Here is an 18,788-nt window from a genome sequence, read left to right as displayed (position 1 = left end):
AGGATGATCTACCTGACCCAACGCCTTGACCACGCCCACCGCGTCACCGCAAGCGTCACGCTACCCATTGATGTTCGAGTAAAAAGCCGCGCCAGAGTGGCGCTGAGCGATGGCCGCGAAGCCGGCTTAATGCTACCGCGCGGTTTACTGTTACGCGGCGGCGATCTGCTGACTACCGACGATGGCCGCGAGGTGATCGAAGTGATCGCCGCGCCGGAGTCGGTTTCCGTCGTGCGCTGCGCCGACCCTTTCCTGCTCGCCAAAGCCTGTTACCACCTTGGTAATCGCCACGTACCGTTGCAGATCCTGCCCGATGAGCTGCGCTACCACCACGATCATGTGCTGGACGATATGCTGCGCCAGTTCAACCTCGAGGTGGCGTTTGCCCAGTTGCCGTTTGAGCCGGAAGCGGGTGCCTATGCGAGCGAGTCACACGGGCATCATCACGGCCATGCACACTGATGCATAGCACCCAACAGCTGCGCCTGATGCAGCTCGCCAGCAGCAGTCTCCCGGTAGGATCGTTTACCTGGTCTCAGGGGCTGGAGTGGGCGGTAGAAATCGGCTGGGTGAAAAGCGTCGATGACTTCTCTGACTGGCAAATCCAGCAGATGGAGCACAACTTTTTTACCGTTGACCTACCGCTGCTGGCGAGATTGTATCGCGCCTGTGAGCAGGACGATCTCGCCGCCGCGCGCCGCTGGACCGCTTACCTGCTGGCCTGCCGGGAAACCCGCGAACTGCGGGATGAAGAACGCAGCCGGGGCCTCGCCTTTACGCGGCTGGTCACCGACTGGGAACCAGACTGTTCCCGGGAATGGCGCACGCTCTTTGCCGATAGCCAGCTGTGCGGTATGGCCTGGCTGGGCGTACGCTGGAAAATCCCCCTGACGAATCTGGCGTTAAGCCTCGGCTACAGCTGGATTGAGAGCGCCGTGATGGCAGGCGTCAAACTGGTTCCCTTTGGCCAGCAGGCGGCTCAGCGATTGATTATTTCGCTTGGCGATCGTTATGCGCAAGGTCTGGCACAAGCGCTGGCGTGTCCTGACGCCAGCCTCGGATCCGCAACGCCGTTAGCCGCCATCGCGTCTGCCCGGCATGAAACCCAATATTCCCGCTTATTCCGTTCCTGAGGAGAAAAAATGAGTGATTACAAGCATCCCCTGCGCGTGGGCGTTGGCGGCCCGGTTGGCTCCGGCAAAACGGCGCTGCTGGAAGCGTTATGCAAAGCCATGCGCAGCAGCTATCAACTGGCGGTCGTGACTAACGATATCTACACCAAAGAAGATCAGCGCATTCTCACCGAGGCTGGCGCACTGGAACCGGACAGAATCGTTGGTGTGGAAACTGGCGGCTGTCCGCATACCGCCATCCGCGAAGATGCGTCGATGAATCTGGCCGCGGTAGAAGCGCTGAGTGAGAAATTCGGCAACCTGGATCTGATTTTTGTGGAAAGCGGCGGCGATAACCTGAGCGCCACCTTTAGCCCTGAATTAGCAGATCTGACGATCTATGTGATCGACGTTGCCGAAGGCGAGAAGATCCCGCGTAAAGGCGGGCCAGGGATCACCAAATCCGATTTTCTGGTGATCAACAAAACCGATCTGGCCCCTTACGTGGGCGCTTCGCTGGAGGTGATGGAACGCGATACCCTGCGCATGCGCGGCGAGCGTCCGTGGACGTTTACTAACCTGAAGGCGGGCGACGGTCTGGCGACGATTATTGCGTTTCTGGAAGAGAAAGGAATGTTGCGGGTGTAGCGTGGTTTATCGCCGGGAGGCGGCTTCGCCTGACCCGGCCTACGGTTTTGTTGGCCCGGTAAGTAAAGCCACCACCGGGCAAAAAACTCACGCCGCCGGTAATTCCGCCAGCGGCCAGCGTGGACGTACGGTCACGCCAAGATCCGCCGTTGCGCCCGCTTTAAAACGCACCATACCCGCGTAGGCGATCATCGCCCCGTTGTCGGTACAAAATTCCGGGCGTGCATAGAACACTTCGCCGCGGCGTTTTTGCATCATTTCGGCAAGCTTCGCGCGCAGCGTGCGGTTAGCGCTCACGCCCCCCGCCATCACCAGACGTTTAAAACCGGTGTGATCCAGCGCGCGTTTGCACTTGATCATCAGCGTATCAACCACCGCATCTTCAAACGCTCGGGCAATATCTGCACGCGTCTGATCGTCATTTTCGTTATTACGAATCGTATTCGCGGCGAAGGTTTTCAGGCCGGAGAAGCTGAAATCCAGTCCCGGACGGTCGGTCATCGGACGCGGGAAGACAAAGCGTTTTTCCACACCCTGTGACGCCAGCTTAGACAGCATTGGGCCGCCAGGATAATCCAGCCCCAGCAGCTTGGCGGTTTTGTCGAACGCTTCACCTGCCGCATCATCAATCGATTCGCCCAGTAATTCATACTGACCGATACCGGTGACGCTGATCAATTGCGTGTGCCCGCCGGAAACCAGCAGCGCGACGAACGGAAAAGCAGGAGGATTCTCTTCCAGCATCGGCGCCAGCAAATGCCCTTCCATATGGTGCACAGGAATTGCCGGCACGTCCCAGGCGAACGCCAGTGAACGTCCTACGGTTGCACCGACCAGCAGCGCGCCAACCAGACCCGGACCTGCGGTGTACGCCACCGCATCGATCTCTTTCGCCGTGAGTCCCGCTTCTTTCAGCGCGGCCTGAATCAACGGTACGGTTTTACGTACGTGATCGCGCGAGGCCAGTTCTGGCACTACGCCGCCGTAGTCAGCGTGTAATTTCACCTGACTATACAATTGGTTGGCTAAAAGACCTTTTTCATCGTCGTAAATGGCGATGCCGGTTTCATCGCAGGATGTTTCAATACCCAGTACACGCATGACTTGTTTTACCTCGCTCTATTACCGCGCAGTGTAGGACCAATGCGGGTTGATGTAAAACTTTGTTCGCCCCAGGCGCATGCCTCGTGTATACTCCTTGTCCTTATAAAAGTCCCTTTCAAAATCGCGTGGGTGCTTTACAAAGCAGCAGCAATTGCAGTAAAATTCCGCACCATTTTGAAATAAGCTGGCGTTGATGCCAGCGGCAAACCGAATTTATTAAAGGTGAGAGTTACATGCCGGTAATTAAAGTACGTGAAAACGAGCCGTTCGACGTAGCACTGCGTCGCTTCAAGCGTTCATGCGAAAAAGCAGGTGTTCTGGCGGAAGTTCGTCGTCGTGAGTTCTATGAAAAACCGACTACCGAACGTAAGCGCGCTAAAGCTTCTGCTGTGAAACGTCACGCGAAGAAACTGGCTCGCGAAAACGCACGCCGTACTCGTCTGTACTAATCCATTGAGAGCTAAGGCTCTCAATTCAGACTGAGTTGTAGTTGTAAGGCCGTGCTTCCGGAAGGAATGCGCGGCTTATTTTCGTTTATACACGTCATCATTCAAGCTGCCTCAGTGTTGGCTGCAGTCGCTCACCCCAGTCACGTACTTGCTGTACGCTCCTGAGGATTCGCTTCCTTGCCGCCTTGATGCATCCTGAATGATTTTGTGTATATGAGTCATCAAAAAACAGGGGCTTATGGCTGGACGAATTCCTCGCGTTTTTATTAATGACCTGCTGGCAAGAACCGACATCGTCGATCTCATCGACGCGCGGGTAAAGCTGAAAAAGCAGGGCAAAAATTATCACGCGTGCTGTCCGTTCCATAACGAAAAAACCCCCTCTTTCACCGTAAACGGTGAAAAACAGTTTTATCACTGCTTTGGGTGTGGCGCGCATGGCAACGCCGTCGACTTTCTCATGAACTACGACAAGCTCGAGTTTGTGGAAACCGTCGAAGAACTGGCCGCAATGCACAACCTTGAAGTGCCCTATGAAGCAGGCAGTGGCCCCAGTCAGATAGAGCGCCATCAACGGCAAAGCCTTTATCAATTGATGGACGGCCTGAACACTTTTTATCAACAGTCTTTGATGCAGCCCGCCGCTACCCCTGCGCGCCAGTACCTGGAAAAGCGAGGATTAAGTAGCGACGTTATCACCCGTTTTGCTATTGGTTTTGCGCCCCCCGGCTGGGACAACGTCCTGAAACGGTTTGGCGGCAATGCTGAGAATCGCAAATCGTTGGTCGATGCGGGGATGTTGGTCACCAACGATCAGGGACGCAGTTACGATCGCTTTCGCGAACGGGTGATGTTCCCCATCCGCGACAAACGTGGTCGGGTCATTGGTTTTGGTGGACGCGTGCTGGGCGATGCCCTGCCGAAGTATCTGAACTCCCCGGAAACCGATATTTTCCATAAAGGTCGCCAGCTGTATGGCCTTTATGAAGCCCAGCAGGATAACGCCGATCCGCAGCGCCTGTTAGTGGTGGAAGGCTATATGGATGTGGTAGCGCTGGCGCAATACGGCATTAACTACGCCGTGGCATCCCTTGGGACGTCAACCACCGCCGATCACATCCAGCTGTTGTTTCGCGCGACGAACAACGTGATTTGCTGCTACGACGGCGACCGCGCCGGACGCGATGCAGCATGGCGCGCGCTGGAAACCGCACTGCCCTATATGACAGACGGCCGCCAGCTACGCTTTATGTTTTTACCTGATGGCGAAGACCCCGATACGTTAGTGCGTAAAGAAGGGAAAGAGGCCTTCGAAGCCCGGATGGAGCAGGCGTTGCCGCTCTCCGCGTTTTTATTTAATAGCCTGTTGCCACAGGTGGATTTGAGTACCCCGGACGGACGCGCACAGCTCAGCACGCTGGCGCTGCCGCTGATCACTCAGGTGCCGGGCGAAACGTTGCGCATTTACCTGCGACAGGAGTTGGGAAACAAGCTCGGCATTCTGGATGACAGTCAGCTTGAACGTTTAATGCCAAAACTGGCAGAAAATGGCGCTTCCCGCCCTGTTCCACAGCTAAAACGTACGACCATGCGTATACTTATAGGGTTGCTGGTGCAGAATCCGGACCTTGCTCCGCTGGTTCCGCCGTTAGGCGCACTGGACAGTAATAAACTGCCTGGACTTGGCTTATTCAGAGAACTGGTCAACACTTGTCTGGCTCAGCCAGGCCTGACCACCGGCCAACTGTTAGAGCACTATCGTGGCACAAATGATGCTGCAACCCTTGAAAAACTGTCGATGTGGGACGATATAGCAGATAAAGATATCGCAGAAAAAACCTTCACCGACTCACTCAACCATATGTTTGATTCGATGCTTGAACTGCGCCAGGAAGAGTTGATAGCTCGTGAGCGCACACACGGTTTAAGCAGCGAAGAACGCCGGGAACTCTGGACGCTGAACCAGGAACTGGCCAAGAAATAGCTGAAAGACAAAAGTATTTAACGGCTTAACTGCCGAATATCGATCGGGAAGCCCCCGACAGCCGCACGGAGAGGCAGCGGCAAAATATAAGTATGCCCTCGTTTTGCCGTTGGCGGTTTTACCGCCCAACACCAATCAAACGAATTAAGTGTGGATACCGTCTTATGGAGCAAAACCCGCAGTCACAGCTGAAGCTTCTTGTCCAACGTGGTAAGGAGCAAGGCTATCTGACCTATGCCGAGGTCAATGACCATCTGCCGGAAGATATCGTCGATTCAGATCAAATCGAAGACATCATCCAAATGATCAATGACATGGGTATTCAGGTGATGGAAGAAGCACCTGATGCCGATGATCTGCTGCTTGCTGAAACCTCCAACAGCACCGATGAAGACGCGGAAGAAGCGGCTGCCCAGGTTCTGTCCAGCGTTGAGTCCGAAATCGGCCGTACAACTGACCCGGTCCGCATGTACATGCGTGAAATGGGTACCGTTGAACTGTTAACCCGTGAAGGCGAAATCGACATCGCTAAGCGCATCGAAGACGGGATTAACCAGGTTCAATGCTCCGTAGCCGAATACCCGGAAGCCATCACCTACCTGCTTGAGCAATACGATCGCGTAGAAGCTGAAGAAGCGCGTCTGTCCGATCTCATCACCGGCTTTGTCGATCCGAACGCGGAAGAAGACATGGCGCCAACGGCGACCCACGTCGGTTCTGAACTCTCTCAAGAAGAGATGGATGAAGATGAAGACGAAGATGAAGAAGATGACGACGACAGCAGCGATGACGACAACAGCATCGACCCTGAATTAGCGCGTGAAAAATTCGCTGAACTTCGTACCCAGTACGAAATCACCCGCGACACGATCAAGGCCAAAGGCCGCAGCCATGCTGCCGCGCAGGAAGAAATTCAGAAGCTGTCTGAAGTGTTCAAACAGTTCCGCCTGGTGCCGAAACAGTTCGACTACCTGGTAAACAGCATGCGCGTCATGATGGACCGCGTGCGTACTCAGGAACGTCTGATCATGAAGCTCTGCGTTGAGCAGTGCAAAATGCCGAAGAAAAACTTCATCACCCTGTTCACTGGCAATGAAACCAGCGAAACGTGGTTCAACGCGGCCATCGCGATGAACAAACCGTGGTCTGAAAAACTGCACGACGTGGCAGATGACGTTCACCGCGGTCTGCAGAAACTGCAGCAGATTGAAGAAGAAACCGGCCTGACCATTGAGCAGGTTAAAGACATCAACCGTCGTATGTCCATCGGTGAAGCGAAAGCCCGTCGTGCGAAAAAAGAGATGGTTGAAGCGAACTTACGTCTGGTTATCTCTATCGCCAAGAAATACACCAACCGTGGTCTGCAGTTCCTTGATCTGATTCAGGAAGGCAACATCGGTCTGATGAAAGCGGTTGATAAGTTTGAATACCGTCGTGGTTACAAGTTCTCCACCTACGCAACCTGGTGGATCCGTCAGGCAATTACCCGCTCTATCGCGGATCAGGCGCGCACCATCCGTATCCCGGTGCATATGATTGAGACCATCAACAAGCTCAACCGTATCTCCCGTCAGATGCTGCAAGAGATGGGCCGCGAGCCGACGCCGGAAGAGCTGGCCGAACGCATGCTGATGCCGGAAGACAAGATCCGTAAAGTGCTGAAGATCGCCAAAGAGCCTATCTCCATGGAAACGCCGATCGGCGACGATGAAGATTCGCATCTGGGTGATTTCATCGAGGATACCACCCTCGAGCTGCCGCTGGACTCTGCCACTACCGAGAGCCTGCGTGCCGCAACGCACGACGTGCTGGCTGGCCTGACCGCCCGTGAAGCGAAAGTGCTGCGTATGCGTTTCGGTATCGATATGAACACCGACCACACGCTGGAAGAAGTGGGTAAACAGTTCGACGTTACCCGCGAACGTATCCGTCAGATCGAAGCGAAGGCGCTGCGTAAACTGCGCCACCCGAGCCGTTCTGAAGTGTTGCGTAGCTTCCTGGACGATTAATCTCGCCGTATAAGTTCAAACGCCACCGCAAGGTGGCGTTTTTATTTACATCCCGCGCATGACCAGCGCGTCATCCAACTCGCGATACGCCTCCACCAGCTTATCCAGTGTAATCCGGCTCAATCCGCTGGGATTTGGCAATACCCAAATCTGCGTCGCGCCAATGGTCAGCGTCTGCTTTCCCCACTGCGCTCCGCGCTGACTGAAGCCTTGCTCGAACGCCTGCTTGCCAAGGATCGCCAGCGCGGCGGGCTGATAGTCATCAATCTTTTCAATAAGCTTACGGCCACCGCTACGCATCTCCTGTAGCTTCACTTCATTAGCCTGCACCGTCGGTCTGTCGACAAACTTGGTCACGCCACAGCGGAAGTCCAGCAGGTGTTGCGCCTCTTCAGGTTTGAGTTGGCGATCGGTAAATCCCGCCTGATGGATGACCTTCCAGAAGCGATTGGCGGGATGCGCAAAGGGGAACCCCGTACCTGCGGAAGATAGCCCCGGATTGATGCCGCAAAACACCACCCGCAGCCCTGGTGCCAGTATGTCCTTAACCATAATTACTCCGAACAATACATCAGAGTAACAGTATAACGGACTGAAAATACATTGTTTATAAAATCAGCATCCGTACGCTTATGGCTGGATTGCGACGCGGAGTTACTTTATAATCCACCGCCACGGCCCCTTAGCTCAGTGGTTAGAGCAGGCGACTCATAATCGCTTGGTCGCTGGTTCAAGTCCAGCAGGGGCCACCAAATTTTAGCTTTAAAATCATATAATTAAGCCACTCAAGCGAGTGGCTTTTTTGTTATCTGGTTTTCTAGTGGCGATGAAATGGCGGTGGATTTTTTTTACCGCCACTTTCCTGAGCGCATAAAAAACCCGCGCATGGCGGGCATTAAACGAAAATTTGTCAGAGCCACAATGGCCGCTGACCACCGACAGTCGGGTGCGGCGGTGCCGGGTCGATAGCTCCCGGAGTAACAATAAAGCGTTCTATCGTTTCCATTGTCATAAACGTACAACTACAGTTGATGTTCTGGCATTGGTGGTAACGCTCTTTTGTATTCTCTGTTAGATAGCGACTTGTTCGTGCATGTGCGGCATGATGACACTTTGGACAATGAAACATAACCCACCCCGTTATTCTCAATTCGTGAACCAATGATAAACATCAATTCACTTTTTGTGAATACATTTTACTCATCATCCTGTTCAGCACTGTACTCCACATCGGAGAGCTTAACCTCAAGCTCTAATCCCGTCGTGAATCCATTATTATTCAGATTGTGAGTTACCTTACTGATTAACCATGCCTGCTCGTCTATGACGCGCTTAAAGCCCGACACGCGCACCGGTGTCTCAGGGAACAAATCAGCCCTACCAAGCGCCAGCGTAATTGAAAATTCCGCAACACCTCGTTGCAACTTATCCCACTTTGCCTGAGCGGCACGCATCGCCTGAGCCTTTGAAGCGTAGACCGTCGTCAGCGCCAGCACGTTATCGGCCTCACCAGCCATATACTCACCCTCGCGCGCTTCCTGCTCTTTTTTGGCTTTTGTCTTTTTGCTGACTGGCTTTGCTTTCGGGTGTTCCAGTGCGCGCAGGTGCTTCTCTTTTGGTTTACGTTTCAGCGTGACCTTCTGCTTTTGCGGCTTCGGGTCTTTGGTGTGCAGCCATTTTGCCGTTACGCCGGTATAAGCCCCACGGTCGGCAATAGCAAACTGATGGCGGTCACCATCACTGCGGGTCAGTGTCATTTGTGGGACTGGTTTGCCGCTGGCCGTCACTGCACTACCGGCTTTCAGAAACAGCAGTTTCCCCGCTTTCACTGATACTGTCGCCCCGTTCCGCTCAGCCAGTCTGGTCAGAAATACTGCGTCGGATTCCTGCGACTGGTCGATATGCGGTACCGGGATTTTTTTCAGCGAATCCGCGACGCTGGCCGTCAGTTTATTGCGTTTCGCGATAGCACTGACCAGCTCACCGAGAGTGGTGTCGTGCCATGACTCCTCACGCCGTGAATTGAGCGTTCCGCGAAAATCTGCGCTACGCGCACGAATGGTCAGCGTATCAGGCGCGCCCCGGTGCTCAATCTCATCAACCGTGAAATCGCCCTTATTCAGAAGTGCCGAACCCTGCCAGCCAAGCCACAGTGTCAGCACCGCCCCGCGCAGGGGTAACTCGACTTTGCCGTCAGTATCGTCGAGCTCAATGTCGAGCTGGTCAGCTTCAAAACCCCGGTTATCTGTCATGGTGAGAGAAATCAGCCTGTCACTAAAATTGCTGGTAATGTCCTGGCTGTTCAGCGTCAGCATAAATGCCGGGGCAAGGCTTGCCCCGGCATCAATGGTCATGCCCGTCATCATGCAGTCAGCCCTCCGAGCATACCCTGTAGCTTATCGGTCAGCTTACCGGCTGTGCCAAGCAGCTCGTTGGCCTGTTTATTCAGGTCACCAAACATCGCCGCCAGTGATTCGTCGACCCGTTTCAGTGAAAGCGTGAAATCAATCTTTCTGGCAGCGCCATCACTGAAAAATTCAGTGTGTGTGGTCGAGACTTTATCGACGATATACATCCCGAGAATATTGCCGGTACCCTCAATCAGCGGCCACGCTCTGCCCTCGTCGGCCATCAGTTCAACAGCCCTCAGTGATATACGGCCACCAGTAATGGCAGGATAAAGCTTACCGGCAAGCTGAATTGAGGTCTCCCCCTCACCGAGAAACTGATAAGCGGGAGGTTTACCAACCCTGTCATTAGACACCCAGCGGTAATCCTTCGAGTGTTGCATCGACTGATAAGGCAGGGTGCGGCGTTCAAACACAAACATTCCTAGTGCAAGCATCATTATTTATTACCCCTCAGTCATGGCTCATACTGGCGCGCTGCCGTGCACGCTTCTCACGCTCGATCTGTTCGAGTGTGTCGCGTAGCTGTCGGTCAAGCTGATGCCCGGGCGCAACACCACCCGGTAAAGTGATGTTGTACTCACTTTTGCTCTGGTCGATGTAAGAACGTCCCGCCGGTGCGGTCACTGGCTGATAAGCCTGATAACCGCCATATGTGCTGGTTGCCGGGATATAAGAATTACTCTGCGTGGCCGCGTTGGTTTTGGCGGCAGTCTGGTCGAGGCTGTCTGACTCTTTGTTGATGATACCGAGCTTTTCGAGAAGCCAGTCGACACCGCTGCGCAACTTGTTAAATACATTGAGCGGAGCCATCAAAGCAGAGGCCAGCGCCTGACCAAATATGACGCCGACATTTTTGCAGCTATCGAGCGTTTCCTGCGTGGCCTTGACCGGTGCTATCAGGTCTTTAAACCACTGCCAGACGCCGCGCAGTTTCTCACCGAGACCGTCAAAAATGGGTGCCAGTGGTGCGAACATTTCCCCGACAGGGGCAAAGGCGCTCATGACACCCTCAATCACCCCCGAGAAAAATGCGCTGATGGGCTCCCAATATTTACGGATGAGCAGCGCCCCAGCCACAATCGCCGCCCCCACTGCGACAATCGGCCAGGTAATCGCGCCGAGTGCGGTCACAATGGCACTACCGGTGACAGTAAATACCGTACCCAGCACGCCAGCAGCAGCGATAATGGCGTTAATCCCCATAACAACCGGCCACGCAACGAGACCAATACCGCCGATGATACCAATCAGAGCCAGTGCGCCACCGGCGATGATGCCGATGGTTGTCGCCAGCCCTTTGTTCTTCTGGATCCAGCCGTCGAGCTTTAACACGTATTGCGTAGTGGTTTGGGTGAGTTTACGCAGTGAGCCCTCTTGCTGGTCAAACAGGTCGGTACCGACTGCCTCATAAGCAGACTGGAACTCTTTAAAGTCGCCGCCGAGGTTATCCTGCATGACCTTAACCAGTTCCTCGGTTTTACCGTCCGAGGCTTTAAACGCTGCGGTGAGCCGGTCAAGTTTTCCGCTTGAGGCTGCTTCCATCAGTACCGCCGCCGCCGAACTGGCCTCTTCGCCGAAAATGGTTTTCATGTACTCGCCGCGCTGGCTTGTCCCGAGGTTGTTTTTCTCAAAGCTGCGCTGCATTTCTTTCAGGATGGAGAATATCGGGCGCGTGTTCCCCTTGCTGTCGGACGTTTTGACGCCGAGCTCCTTAATGGCCTCAAACGCTTTTCCGGTGGGAGCCTGCAGGCGGCTGAGAATGGCGCGGCTACCCGTGCCCGCCATTGACCCGGTGATTTTGGCGTCGTGCAGCGCACCGACCATTGCGGCGGTTTGTTCGATGCTCACCCCGGCATTTTTTGCCACCGGCGCGGCATAGGTCAACGCGTCGCTCAGTCCGTCAAAATCGGCAGCGGTTTTGTTCATCGTCATCGAGAGAACGTCGCCAATGTGCGCAATCTTGTCGTTTGAAAGCTGAAATGCTGATTTCATCCCGGTCAGCAGCGCTGCGTTTTCCTCCATCGAGCGCCGGTTTGACAGTGCCATATTCAGTGTGACCGGCGTCGCCGCCTGAATAGCAGCAGCGTCACCGCCGCTTTTCGCAATGATGATTTGCGCGCTCGCTGCGTCATCTGCAGAGGCTGCAGTATTGTCGCCGAGCTGGCGAGCCTGTTTGCGTAACGCCTCCATTTCTGGCGATTGCTTATCGACCCCGAGCACAGCCTGCAGCTCGGAATTTTTCTGCGCAAAGTCATAACCGGGCATCAGCAATTTAACCCCGGCCATCGTTCCCGCTGTCGCAATACCGACCCCGGCAGCACCTGCTGCAGCCATGTTACCGGCAAGCTCCTTGCCTGATTTATATCGCTCTTTCACGCGGCTTAATTTCGCCTGCTGCGCACTGACGCGCGCCAGTGCCTCGCGCTGGCGGTTAAGCTGCGCAGTTGTTTCGCTGATGGACGTTTTAAGACGACGCTCATCGGCAGACAGGGTGCGGGTATTAATACCGGCCTGCATCAGCTCGGAGCGCTGACGCTGTACCGACGTTCTCAGGCTGTTGTATTTCGTCTGCAGCTCAGAAGCGGCACGCTTTGCCGCTTCGAGTGCCTGCGCCTGCGCGCGGGTCGGACTGGCGGTGTTTTTAAACTGCACAGCCAGCTCACCGGCTTCGCGCTTCGCCTTGTCAAGCGCCTGACCGGTTACGGCCAGTTGCGCGCTTGCCTTACGAAAACCGTCGATTTTCGACGCCTGACCGTTCAGGTCACGCAGCCCTTTTTGTGTGGTACGAATATCACCCGACAGGGTTTTACTCGCGGTCTGGATAGATTTAAGCGGTCGGGTCGCCTGGTCGACCGCTTTCAGCAATACCTCAAGCCTCAGGTTATTACTCATTGTGGTTTCCGCTACGCTGCAGCGCCTTTTCGCGCCATGTGATGAGCTCGGTCAGGCTCAGGGAATAGAGCTCTGATGGCGGCCAGTGGAATATCACTGCGATATCCGCCATCAGGTCATCGGTCGACAGGCCGGGCGGGAAATCTACTCCGCCGAAGCCGGTGACAAAAAACCAATCACCTTAGCGGCCAGCGACAGCATATCTGGCAGGTTCATTGCGGTAAGTTCCTGCGTGGTGAGTGCCGGGTAGGTCATTCGGGGCAGTACCTTAATCAGCGCATCGACCTCGGACTGCGCCACCGCCGCCAGACTGACGCCGCGCAGGGTGCCTGCGTTCGGTTCAATCAGGGTGACCTTTTCAATCGTCTGACCGGCGCGCTTAATCGGCTTGTCGAGAGTCACGATATTCGGGTTTACGGTGTCAATTTCATTGCCAGCCGTATCAACAAATTCAGGGGTTTTGCGTGGTGCTTTTGCCATGATTTTTTCTCTGCTCTGAATGGGGGTAATAACCGGCCAGCAGTGCTGACCGGTCAGGGAATTACAACAGCCCGATTGCGCGGCGGTGCTGTTCCAGACGGTCAATGCCGTTCACCTTCTCGACCATGTTGACGGTGTCGATTTCGATAATGTCGCTACCATCAATCGTGAGGCGGTAATAGGTGCAAACGGTCGACAGTTTGGTCGAGGTGTTTTCACCCTGCTTATTTTCGCCGCCGTCGATTTCTTTATGACGGCCACGCATGACCACCTCGACCGCAACGATTTCGCCAGTGTCGTCACGCTGGTAAGAGCCAGCAAAACGCAGCGGCACGGCATCAGCACCCGGCGCGGCATACTGCGCCCACAGCGCCACGTCAGGCAGGCCACCGACAGACCATTCGACGGTAAGTGCATCATCGTCGAGGCCGAGGTCAATCGCTGCTGCGCCATTCATACCGCCACCGCGATAGTTTTCGAGCTTGCGGGTCAGCTTCGGCAGCGTCACGGATTCAACAACGCCCATATAGCTAAGGCCGTCATTGAACATGTTCAGATATTTAAGTTTGCGGGGTAGTGCCATGTTGTTTCAGGCTCCTTAGCTGTTGACCGATTCGGCCAGATTCACCAGATATTTATCGGTGATGCGCTGGCGCAGGGTCAGGCTTTCCAGTGGGGGAACCGGTGTATAGTCGTAGTCGATATACAGTTTCCCGGCCTTGAGGGTTTCCTTGTCGTTCGATTCCTCATCGAACCAGCATTCACCGTCCACGATGTAGCCGTTAGATTTCAGCTCGCGGAATTTGGCGTTAATGCCGTCGACAATGTCACGGATGAGCGATGCGGTGATGGGCTTATCGACTGCCCACATGTGCGCCTCAGCCATTGTGTCGGCCAGCACCTGCGCGGTGCGGGTGTAGTTCTCAAACAGGAAAAGCGGGTCATCAGAGCAGGTGCGGTTCCCCCAAAAACGGAAACCATCCTTGCGCACCAGCGTGGTGACTCCGGCCTCGTTGAGCAGGTCAGCATCGGTGCCGGATGCCTGCAAATCCCAAAAGACTGAGGCGCTGATGCCGGTGACGCCTTGCACGCCAACGTTAGACAGCGTTTTGTGCCAGCCGATAGTCTGGTCGATGTAGGCACGCAGACCGAGTGCGCGGGCGGTGGCGTATGCCGTGGTGGTGGCGTTCGCAGTGGTATCCCATGCGAGGAAGTCAGGCCAGATGACCATCAGTTCGCGCTGGCTGAAATTCTCGCGATAGGCCATCGCCTCGGAAATGGTTTTACAGCCCCACGCGCTGACATAGCAAAATGCGCGCAGTTTGATAGCGGCTGACGCAAGTGCGACCGCCACCTCCTGCGTATCGAGACCCGGCACGCCGAGAATGCGCGGCTTAACGCCGGTAACCGCTTCGGCAGTCAACAGCGCTTTAATGCCGGTGTATTTTCCGTTCTCATCCGTGCCGCCGATGATGTTGGTAACGGTCTGCGCTTCTGCATCGTCTCCGGTACCTTCGGCAACGCGCACAACAATAGTGACAGGTTTAGCCTGGTCGGCGATGGCCTGCAGAGAGGCTGCCAGCGTGCCTTTTTTACCGGCTTTCGCAATGGCGCTCTGCACATTGGTAATCAGTACGGGCTCATTGAGGGGAAATAGCTTTTCATCTGCATCACTTGCCGTGCAGACCATGCCGATGATAGCGGTCGAAACAGTGGAAATGACGCGAGTGCCGTCGTTAATTTCAAGCACCTGTACGCCGTGGTGAAAATCACTCATCCGGTTAACTCCGTGGTTAAGGGGTGAGCGTATTTTCTGTTGTGCCGTAACGGTGGGCTATTTGTCGGCGTTGGGTAAGGGGTGATACAACAGCAGGGTAAAAAGAAAGCGGGTTTTAGCCCGCTTCTTTCATACCGGTGCGTCAGGCCAGTTGATTTTCGTGGCAGCGCTCAGATCCAGACGACGTAACGCAGTACGATAAGCTCGTAATTCTGCAAGCTCTGCCGCTTCCTCAGCAGTAATATCGCCATCCTTTTGTGCATCCTCCAGCCAGTCAATACGCGCTGTCGCATCAGCCATACGACTGTTACGTTCCGTTTCAGCGTCCGCCAGATAGTCGCGAATTTGCTGCAATTTACCGTCTTTATAAAACCAGCTTTCATCTGGAATTAATTCAGCCGGAACATCTGCAGGAGCTATTTCAACAACCGAAAGGTTGACCGGAAATATCCCCGTAGCATCCAGCTCGCAGACAGTAATGACGCCATCATCACGATACGAAATTTTAAACGTATCGGGTGAAAAACTATCAATAACCGAATACCAGTCGTTTCCGTTTTCATCACGTAAATACAGTGCTGTGGGTAATTCCTTATCGTCTGGTTCATATAATTTAAAATTTTTGAAATGTTTCATAATTGCACCACTGTAATCCATTTCCCGTTAACTAATTTCTGAATCGGCCGAGCATAAGCCTGGTCCGGGCTGTCAGGCATAGGCCATCGACTAGTATCACCGTCAAGAATTGCAGTTAACATATGACCAGACGGAGCCGTCAGAGAAGCTTTACCACCATTTCCTGACCCCGATACTAATACCTGAGCGCCCAGCCTGATATCCTGCACGTAACGCGCATCAGACTCTGCTTTTGTGTAAGCCTGACCCGCAGGTGTGTAACTGCCTTTGGGCTGGTAATTAGTGCTCAACCAGGCGTCAAGCCAACCACCCCAGTTCGTTCCATAAATGTTTCCATTAGCCGCAATTCTTACCCCGCCATTCGCAGCCTGCAATTCGCCGGTTGCTATGCAATTACCGTTAACTTTTAACGGTTTCAGGCTTTCAATGAGGCTGCTAATAAACCGCATAACAAGCGCTGAGTTCGCGTAGACATTCAGGATTCCATCGCCTTCCTGCTTGAATCCTGTATCACTGTCACCTAAAACTATTGAGTTACCGCCGAGGCCGTTCGCCGTTCCAACTCCCAGCGGGCCGTTTAACGTGCCTCCAGAGATTGGGAGTGCACCGACATCAGCCGCACTGGGCTTATTTTGTGTATTGTATTCGCGCGCCCACGGCGTCCATCCCCCGTTACTGTATTGGCTGCGTGACCAGATTCGTGAGCTGTTATATACATAATAAATCTGCGTAATACCGGCGCTTCTCAGCACAATGAGTGCCCCTGCATTATTCTCCGGGTAGTTTAGTGCTGAGCTTGCATTAACATTCATCCCCTGAAAGTACAGGCCAGCTGTTTTTAAATCATTCAGATTTTGACCATCGTCAATTCTGATAGCCTGCCCGTTAAAAATATCCTGCGAGGTGATGTAGATATCACCGGCAAGCGCCTTTTCGTTTACTTTTCGCACTGACGGCACACGTCCATTCGCATTATCATTCGCGGCTTTTACTGCCTTTGGGGTGGCGGCAAGCAACTCGGACTCACTGTCGGTAGCGCTGCTGAGTTTAACAATACCTTTCTGCGCCGTGGTCGCGTCCTGAGCCGTATATTTACCACTGGCAAGGTCATACGCCGCCTTAACCGCTTTCGGCGTTGCTGCGAGCGCCTCAGACGTGCTGTCGGTCGCGCTGCTGAGTTTAACGATACCTTTCTGCGCTGTGGTCGCGTCCTGAGCCGTATATTTACCACTGGCAAGGTCATACGCCGCCTTAACCGCCTTCGGCGTTGCAGCGAGCGCCTCAGACGTGCTGTCGGTGGCGTTGCTGAGTTGCACAAAACCTTTTTCTTTCAGCGTGGCGTCAGGATGCCTGCGGGACTGTTCATGCTCGGCGAGCTTATCGTCGACATAATCCTGCGTTGCCATCACCGTTGTTGCATCAATGGACAACGCCACCGAGTCGACGCTGCTGACAATAATCACCATGCGACAGGTCTGAGCACGCCCCGAGCCCTCGGCCAGCTTCGGCTTGTAACTTTCGGCCATATTGGCAACGGCAATCAGCGTGCCTGCATCATCATACAGACCCAGCTCGCGCATCCAGAAGCCTCCCTCATCAGGAGGGATGACCAGCTCTGCCACGATGTAGTTTTTATTTTTATTGTCCTTGCTGACTTTATTCAGCGCATGACGCCAGACCTCATTAATGAGCTTCGTCTGACCGGCGTCTGGCTCCGGCAGCGTGCCGCCACCATCACCGACAGCCATCGCTGTAAGGTTCACTTTTTTACCACCCGGCACAGTTGCTGCCGCCAGTTTCTCAGCACCGGCAGTGGTAATAATTGTTTTAAATTTTTTGCTCATTATTCCTCACTCATCCGGGTAAACCGTAATAATGTCGCCGTCATATGCCACACCGCCGGTGTACATATAGCCCGCTATGTCCTGGATAATATTCAGACCAATCAGGTAACGACTGGCGGGTTTTGCATCCGCAATTAACCGTTCCATTTCTAAATACATTTCTTCGGTGATGCCGCTTTCGAGTACACCGATATCAAGACGAAAAGTGCCCGCCGGGTCGTCATTTTCCCACCACTCAGTAACGTTAATGACGTAACCGAGCGGCTCAACCACACGCCGGACTGCGCCTATCGTCCCTTTGTGGCAGTGGATGTAATACGCACTGCGAATAACGTCACGCTTGGTTTCTTCCGGCCAGTTCTCATCCCAGCGGTCAACGGAAAACGCCCACGCCAGCCACGGCAAAAGGTTTGCAGGACAGGTGTCAGGGCTCCACAGACGGCGTAACGGAACAGGTGTATTTTCAATATCGGCGCAGGCTCGGGCAGCAGCCACCTCAAGAGGCGATGAGCCTGCAGGTAACAGACGCGCATCACTCATCAGAGCCACCAATCACTATCCGATAGTCGGTGCAAAAGGAGGCCTGTGTTTTATCAAGCACAATGTCAGCCACTGGCGCCGTAAGTTCGACACGCTGCACCCCCTCAACATGTAACGCGGCATAGATGGCCGACAGGCGAATATCCCGCCCTAACCGGTGTTGAGCGCTGGCATAGGCTTTGAGCCTCGCCTCAGCCGCTGCGCGAATCGGTTCACTTTCCGGCCCCGGATAAGTGAAAATCGTTGCGCGTATCTGGTAATCAACAATCAGAGCCGACTGCACCGTTACACGGTCAGCAACCGGCCTCACGTCCTCCCCATTAAGCGCATTGCGCACAATGCTCAGTAGCTCATCAGATGCCGCGCCGTTGTTCTCGCGCGAGAGCACAGATATCGTGACGCAGGCGGGGGAAGGGCTGATAACCGAAATATCAGCGACACGCCCGTCAGCACTACGGCCATGAAATTCATAGGCACCCGTAGAGCCCGCCACGCTCATTCCTTCGAAAGCCTGCTGTATACGCAGACGATAATCGGCGTCGAGTTCCATTTCTGCCGGGGTGGGTGGAATGGTGGTGTCATCAGCAGGTGTGACGACAAGGCGCTCAACATTGAAATTCGCCCCGATATTATCGAGGTCACTGTCTATGGCATAAGCCAGCATGACTGCGCGAGCAGCCTCATTGACACGCTGACGCCAGATAACCTCACGGTAGGCGTTTTCCTGCAGCAGCTTAACAACCGGCTCAGACTCAAGCGCGAGCGTCCGGGCTACGGCTTCCTGCTGGTCTTCTGGATAGAGCGAAATCAGCGTTACAATGCGCTCCGCAAGGATAGTTTCATAGTCCAGTTCCTCAACCACATCGGGAACAGGTAGCAGGCTCAGGTCAACAGTTGCCATA

Annotated in this window: 20 protein-coding genes and 1 tRNA gene; 7 read left to right on the top strand and 14 right to left on the bottom strand. The window is 54.4% G+C overall.

What is annotated here, in order from left to right:
• The first annotated feature begins 3 nt into the window (after positions 1 to 3).
• The 3 genes from ureE to ureG are packed head-to-tail and all read left to right on the top strand — an operon-like array spanning position 4 to position 1,760.
• Entirely contained in the window at positions 4 to 462 is a 459-nt protein-coding gene (gene ureE, locus FDX14_RS14830; RefSeq protein ID WP_042311069.1) for an urease accessory protein UreE, read from the top strand.
• Entirely contained in the window at positions 462 to 1,133 is a 672-nt protein-coding gene (locus FDX14_RS14825) for an urease accessory protein UreF (protein ID WP_137349751.1), read from the top strand. The genes ureE and FDX14_RS14825 overlap by 1 nt, the downstream gene beginning before the upstream one ends.
• Positions 1,134 to 1,142: 9 nt before the next feature.
• A complete protein-coding gene (gene ureG / locus FDX14_RS14820) occupies positions 1,143 to 1,760 on the top strand; it encodes an urease accessory protein UreG (RefSeq protein WP_038633986.1) in 618 nt (205 codons plus the stop codon).
• Positions 1,761 to 1,847: 87 nt separating this feature from the next.
• Here ureG and tsaD read toward each other — a convergent pair whose 3' ends face one another.
• Positions 1,848 to 2,861: a tRNA (adenosine(37)-N6)-threonylcarbamoyltransferase complex transferase subunit TsaD gene (gene tsaD / locus FDX14_RS14815; RefSeq protein ID WP_042311072.1), complete on the bottom strand. Its 1,014-nt coding sequence runs from the start codon at positions 2,859 to 2,861 to the stop codon at positions 1,848 to 1,850.
• Positions 2,862 to 3,097: 236 nt separating this feature from the next.
• Here tsaD and rpsU point away from each other — a divergent pair, with 236 nt between their 5' ends.
• The 3 genes from rpsU (at position 3,098) to rpoD (ending at position 7,306) form a co-directional block, all read left to right on the top strand.
• Entirely contained in the window at positions 3,098 to 3,313 is a 216-nt protein-coding gene (rpsU, locus tag FDX14_RS14810) for a 30S ribosomal protein S21 (protein WP_001144069.1), read from the top strand.
• 238 nt (positions 3,314 to 3,551) lie between these two features.
• Positions 3,552 to 5,297 (top strand): DNA primase, encoded by a 1,746-nt coding sequence (gene dnaG / locus FDX14_RS14805; protein WP_038633998.1) that lies wholly within the window; start codon positions 3,552 to 3,554, stop codon positions 5,295 to 5,297.
• A 164-nt stretch (positions 5,298 to 5,461) separates the two neighbouring features.
• Positions 5,462 to 7,306, top strand: a complete 1,845-nt coding sequence (gene rpoD / locus FDX14_RS14800; protein WP_038634001.1) for an RNA polymerase sigma factor RpoD — start codon at positions 5,462 to 5,464, stop codon at positions 7,304 to 7,306.
• A 45-nt stretch (positions 7,307 to 7,351) separates the two neighbouring features.
• On the opposite strand, the gene mug is transcribed toward rpoD, so the two are convergent.
• Positions 7,352 to 7,858, bottom strand: a complete 507-nt coding sequence (gene mug / locus FDX14_RS14795) for a G/U mismatch-specific DNA glycosylase (protein WP_069324359.1) — start codon at positions 7,856 to 7,858, stop codon at positions 7,352 to 7,354.
• 124 nt (positions 7,859 to 7,982) lie between these two features.
• Between mug and FDX14_RS14790 the strand changes: the two genes are divergently transcribed.
• Positions 7,983 to 8,058, top strand: a tRNA-Ile gene (locus FDX14_RS14790).
• 158 nt (positions 8,059 to 8,216) lie between these two features.
• Here the strand turns inward: FDX14_RS14790 and FDX14_RS14785 are convergent.
• From FDX14_RS14785 to FDX14_RS14730, 12 genes are all read right to left on the bottom strand, one after another.
• On the bottom strand, positions 8,217 to 8,435 hold the full coding sequence (locus FDX14_RS14785) for a DNA-binding transcriptional regulator (protein WP_023135249.1): 219 nt from the start codon (positions 8,433 to 8,435) through the stop codon (positions 8,217 to 8,219).
• A 67-nt stretch (positions 8,436 to 8,502) separates the two neighbouring features.
• A complete protein-coding gene (locus tag FDX14_RS14780) occupies positions 8,503 to 9,672 on the bottom strand; it encodes a phage late control D family protein (protein ID WP_061873335.1) in 1,170 nt (389 codons plus the stop codon).
• Positions 9,669 to 10,154, bottom strand: coding sequence for a phage tail protein (locus tag FDX14_RS14775; protein ID WP_137349750.1), 486 nt, complete (start codon positions 10,152 to 10,154; stop codon positions 9,669 to 9,671). The genes FDX14_RS14780 and FDX14_RS14775 overlap by 4 nt, the downstream gene beginning before the upstream one ends.
• A gap of 13 nt (positions 10,155 to 10,167) precedes the next feature.
• Positions 10,168 to 12,609: a phage tail tape measure protein gene (locus FDX14_RS14770; RefSeq protein ID WP_137349749.1), complete on the bottom strand. Its 2,442-nt coding sequence runs from the start codon at positions 12,607 to 12,609 to the stop codon at positions 10,168 to 10,170.
• Positions 12,602 to 12,739 carry a GpE family phage tail protein gene (locus tag FDX14_RS14765; protein ID WP_032159022.1) on the bottom strand — a complete coding sequence of 46 codons (138 nt, stop codon included), beginning with the start codon at positions 12,737 to 12,739 and terminating at the stop codon, positions 12,602 to 12,604. The genes FDX14_RS14770 and FDX14_RS14765 overlap by 8 nt, the downstream gene beginning before the upstream one ends.
• 14 nt (positions 12,740 to 12,753) lie before the next feature.
• A complete protein-coding gene (locus FDX14_RS14760; RefSeq protein ID WP_088168974.1) occupies positions 12,754 to 13,089 on the bottom strand; it encodes a phage tail assembly protein in 336 nt (111 codons plus the stop codon).
• 61 nt (positions 13,090 to 13,150) lie between these two features.
• Positions 13,151 to 13,672, bottom strand: coding sequence for a phage major tail tube protein (locus FDX14_RS14755; RefSeq protein ID WP_127791653.1), 522 nt, complete (start codon positions 13,670 to 13,672; stop codon positions 13,151 to 13,153).
• Between the two features lie 15 nt (positions 13,673 to 13,687).
• Positions 13,688 to 14,866: a phage tail sheath protein gene (locus tag FDX14_RS14750; protein WP_137349748.1), complete on the bottom strand. Its 1,179-nt coding sequence runs from the start codon at positions 14,864 to 14,866 to the stop codon at positions 13,688 to 13,690.
• 129 nt (positions 14,867 to 14,995) lie between these two features.
• Positions 14,996 to 15,502, bottom strand: coding sequence for a tail fiber assembly protein (locus FDX14_RS14745; protein ID WP_170973595.1), 507 nt, complete (start codon positions 15,500 to 15,502; stop codon positions 14,996 to 14,998).
• Positions 15,499 to 17,346, bottom strand: coding sequence for a phage tail-collar fiber domain-containing protein (locus FDX14_RS14740; protein WP_137349746.1), 1,848 nt, complete (start codon positions 17,344 to 17,346; stop codon positions 15,499 to 15,501). Before FDX14_RS14740 ends, FDX14_RS14745 begins: the two co-directional genes overlap by 4 nt.
• A gap of 6 nt (positions 17,347 to 17,352) precedes the next feature.
• Positions 17,353 to 17,886: a phage tail protein I gene (locus tag FDX14_RS14735; RefSeq protein ID WP_137349745.1), complete on the bottom strand. Its 534-nt coding sequence runs from the start codon at positions 17,884 to 17,886 to the stop codon at positions 17,353 to 17,355.
• Positions 17,879 to 18,787 (bottom strand): baseplate assembly protein, encoded by a 909-nt coding sequence (locus FDX14_RS14730; RefSeq protein ID WP_137349744.1) that lies wholly within the window; start codon positions 18,785 to 18,787, stop codon positions 17,879 to 17,881. The genes FDX14_RS14735 and FDX14_RS14730 overlap by 8 nt, the downstream gene beginning before the upstream one ends.
• Between the last annotated feature and the right edge of the window lies 1 nt (position 18,788).

It is taken from the genome of Citrobacter sp. wls710 (assembly GCF_005281115.1).
GTDB classification, from domain to species: Bacteria; Pseudomonadota; Gammaproteobacteria; order Enterobacterales; family Enterobacteriaceae; genus Citrobacter; species Citrobacter werkmanii.
Note: the sequence above shows the minus strand (reverse complement) of the source record. Positions and strands in the feature narration are given on the sequence as shown.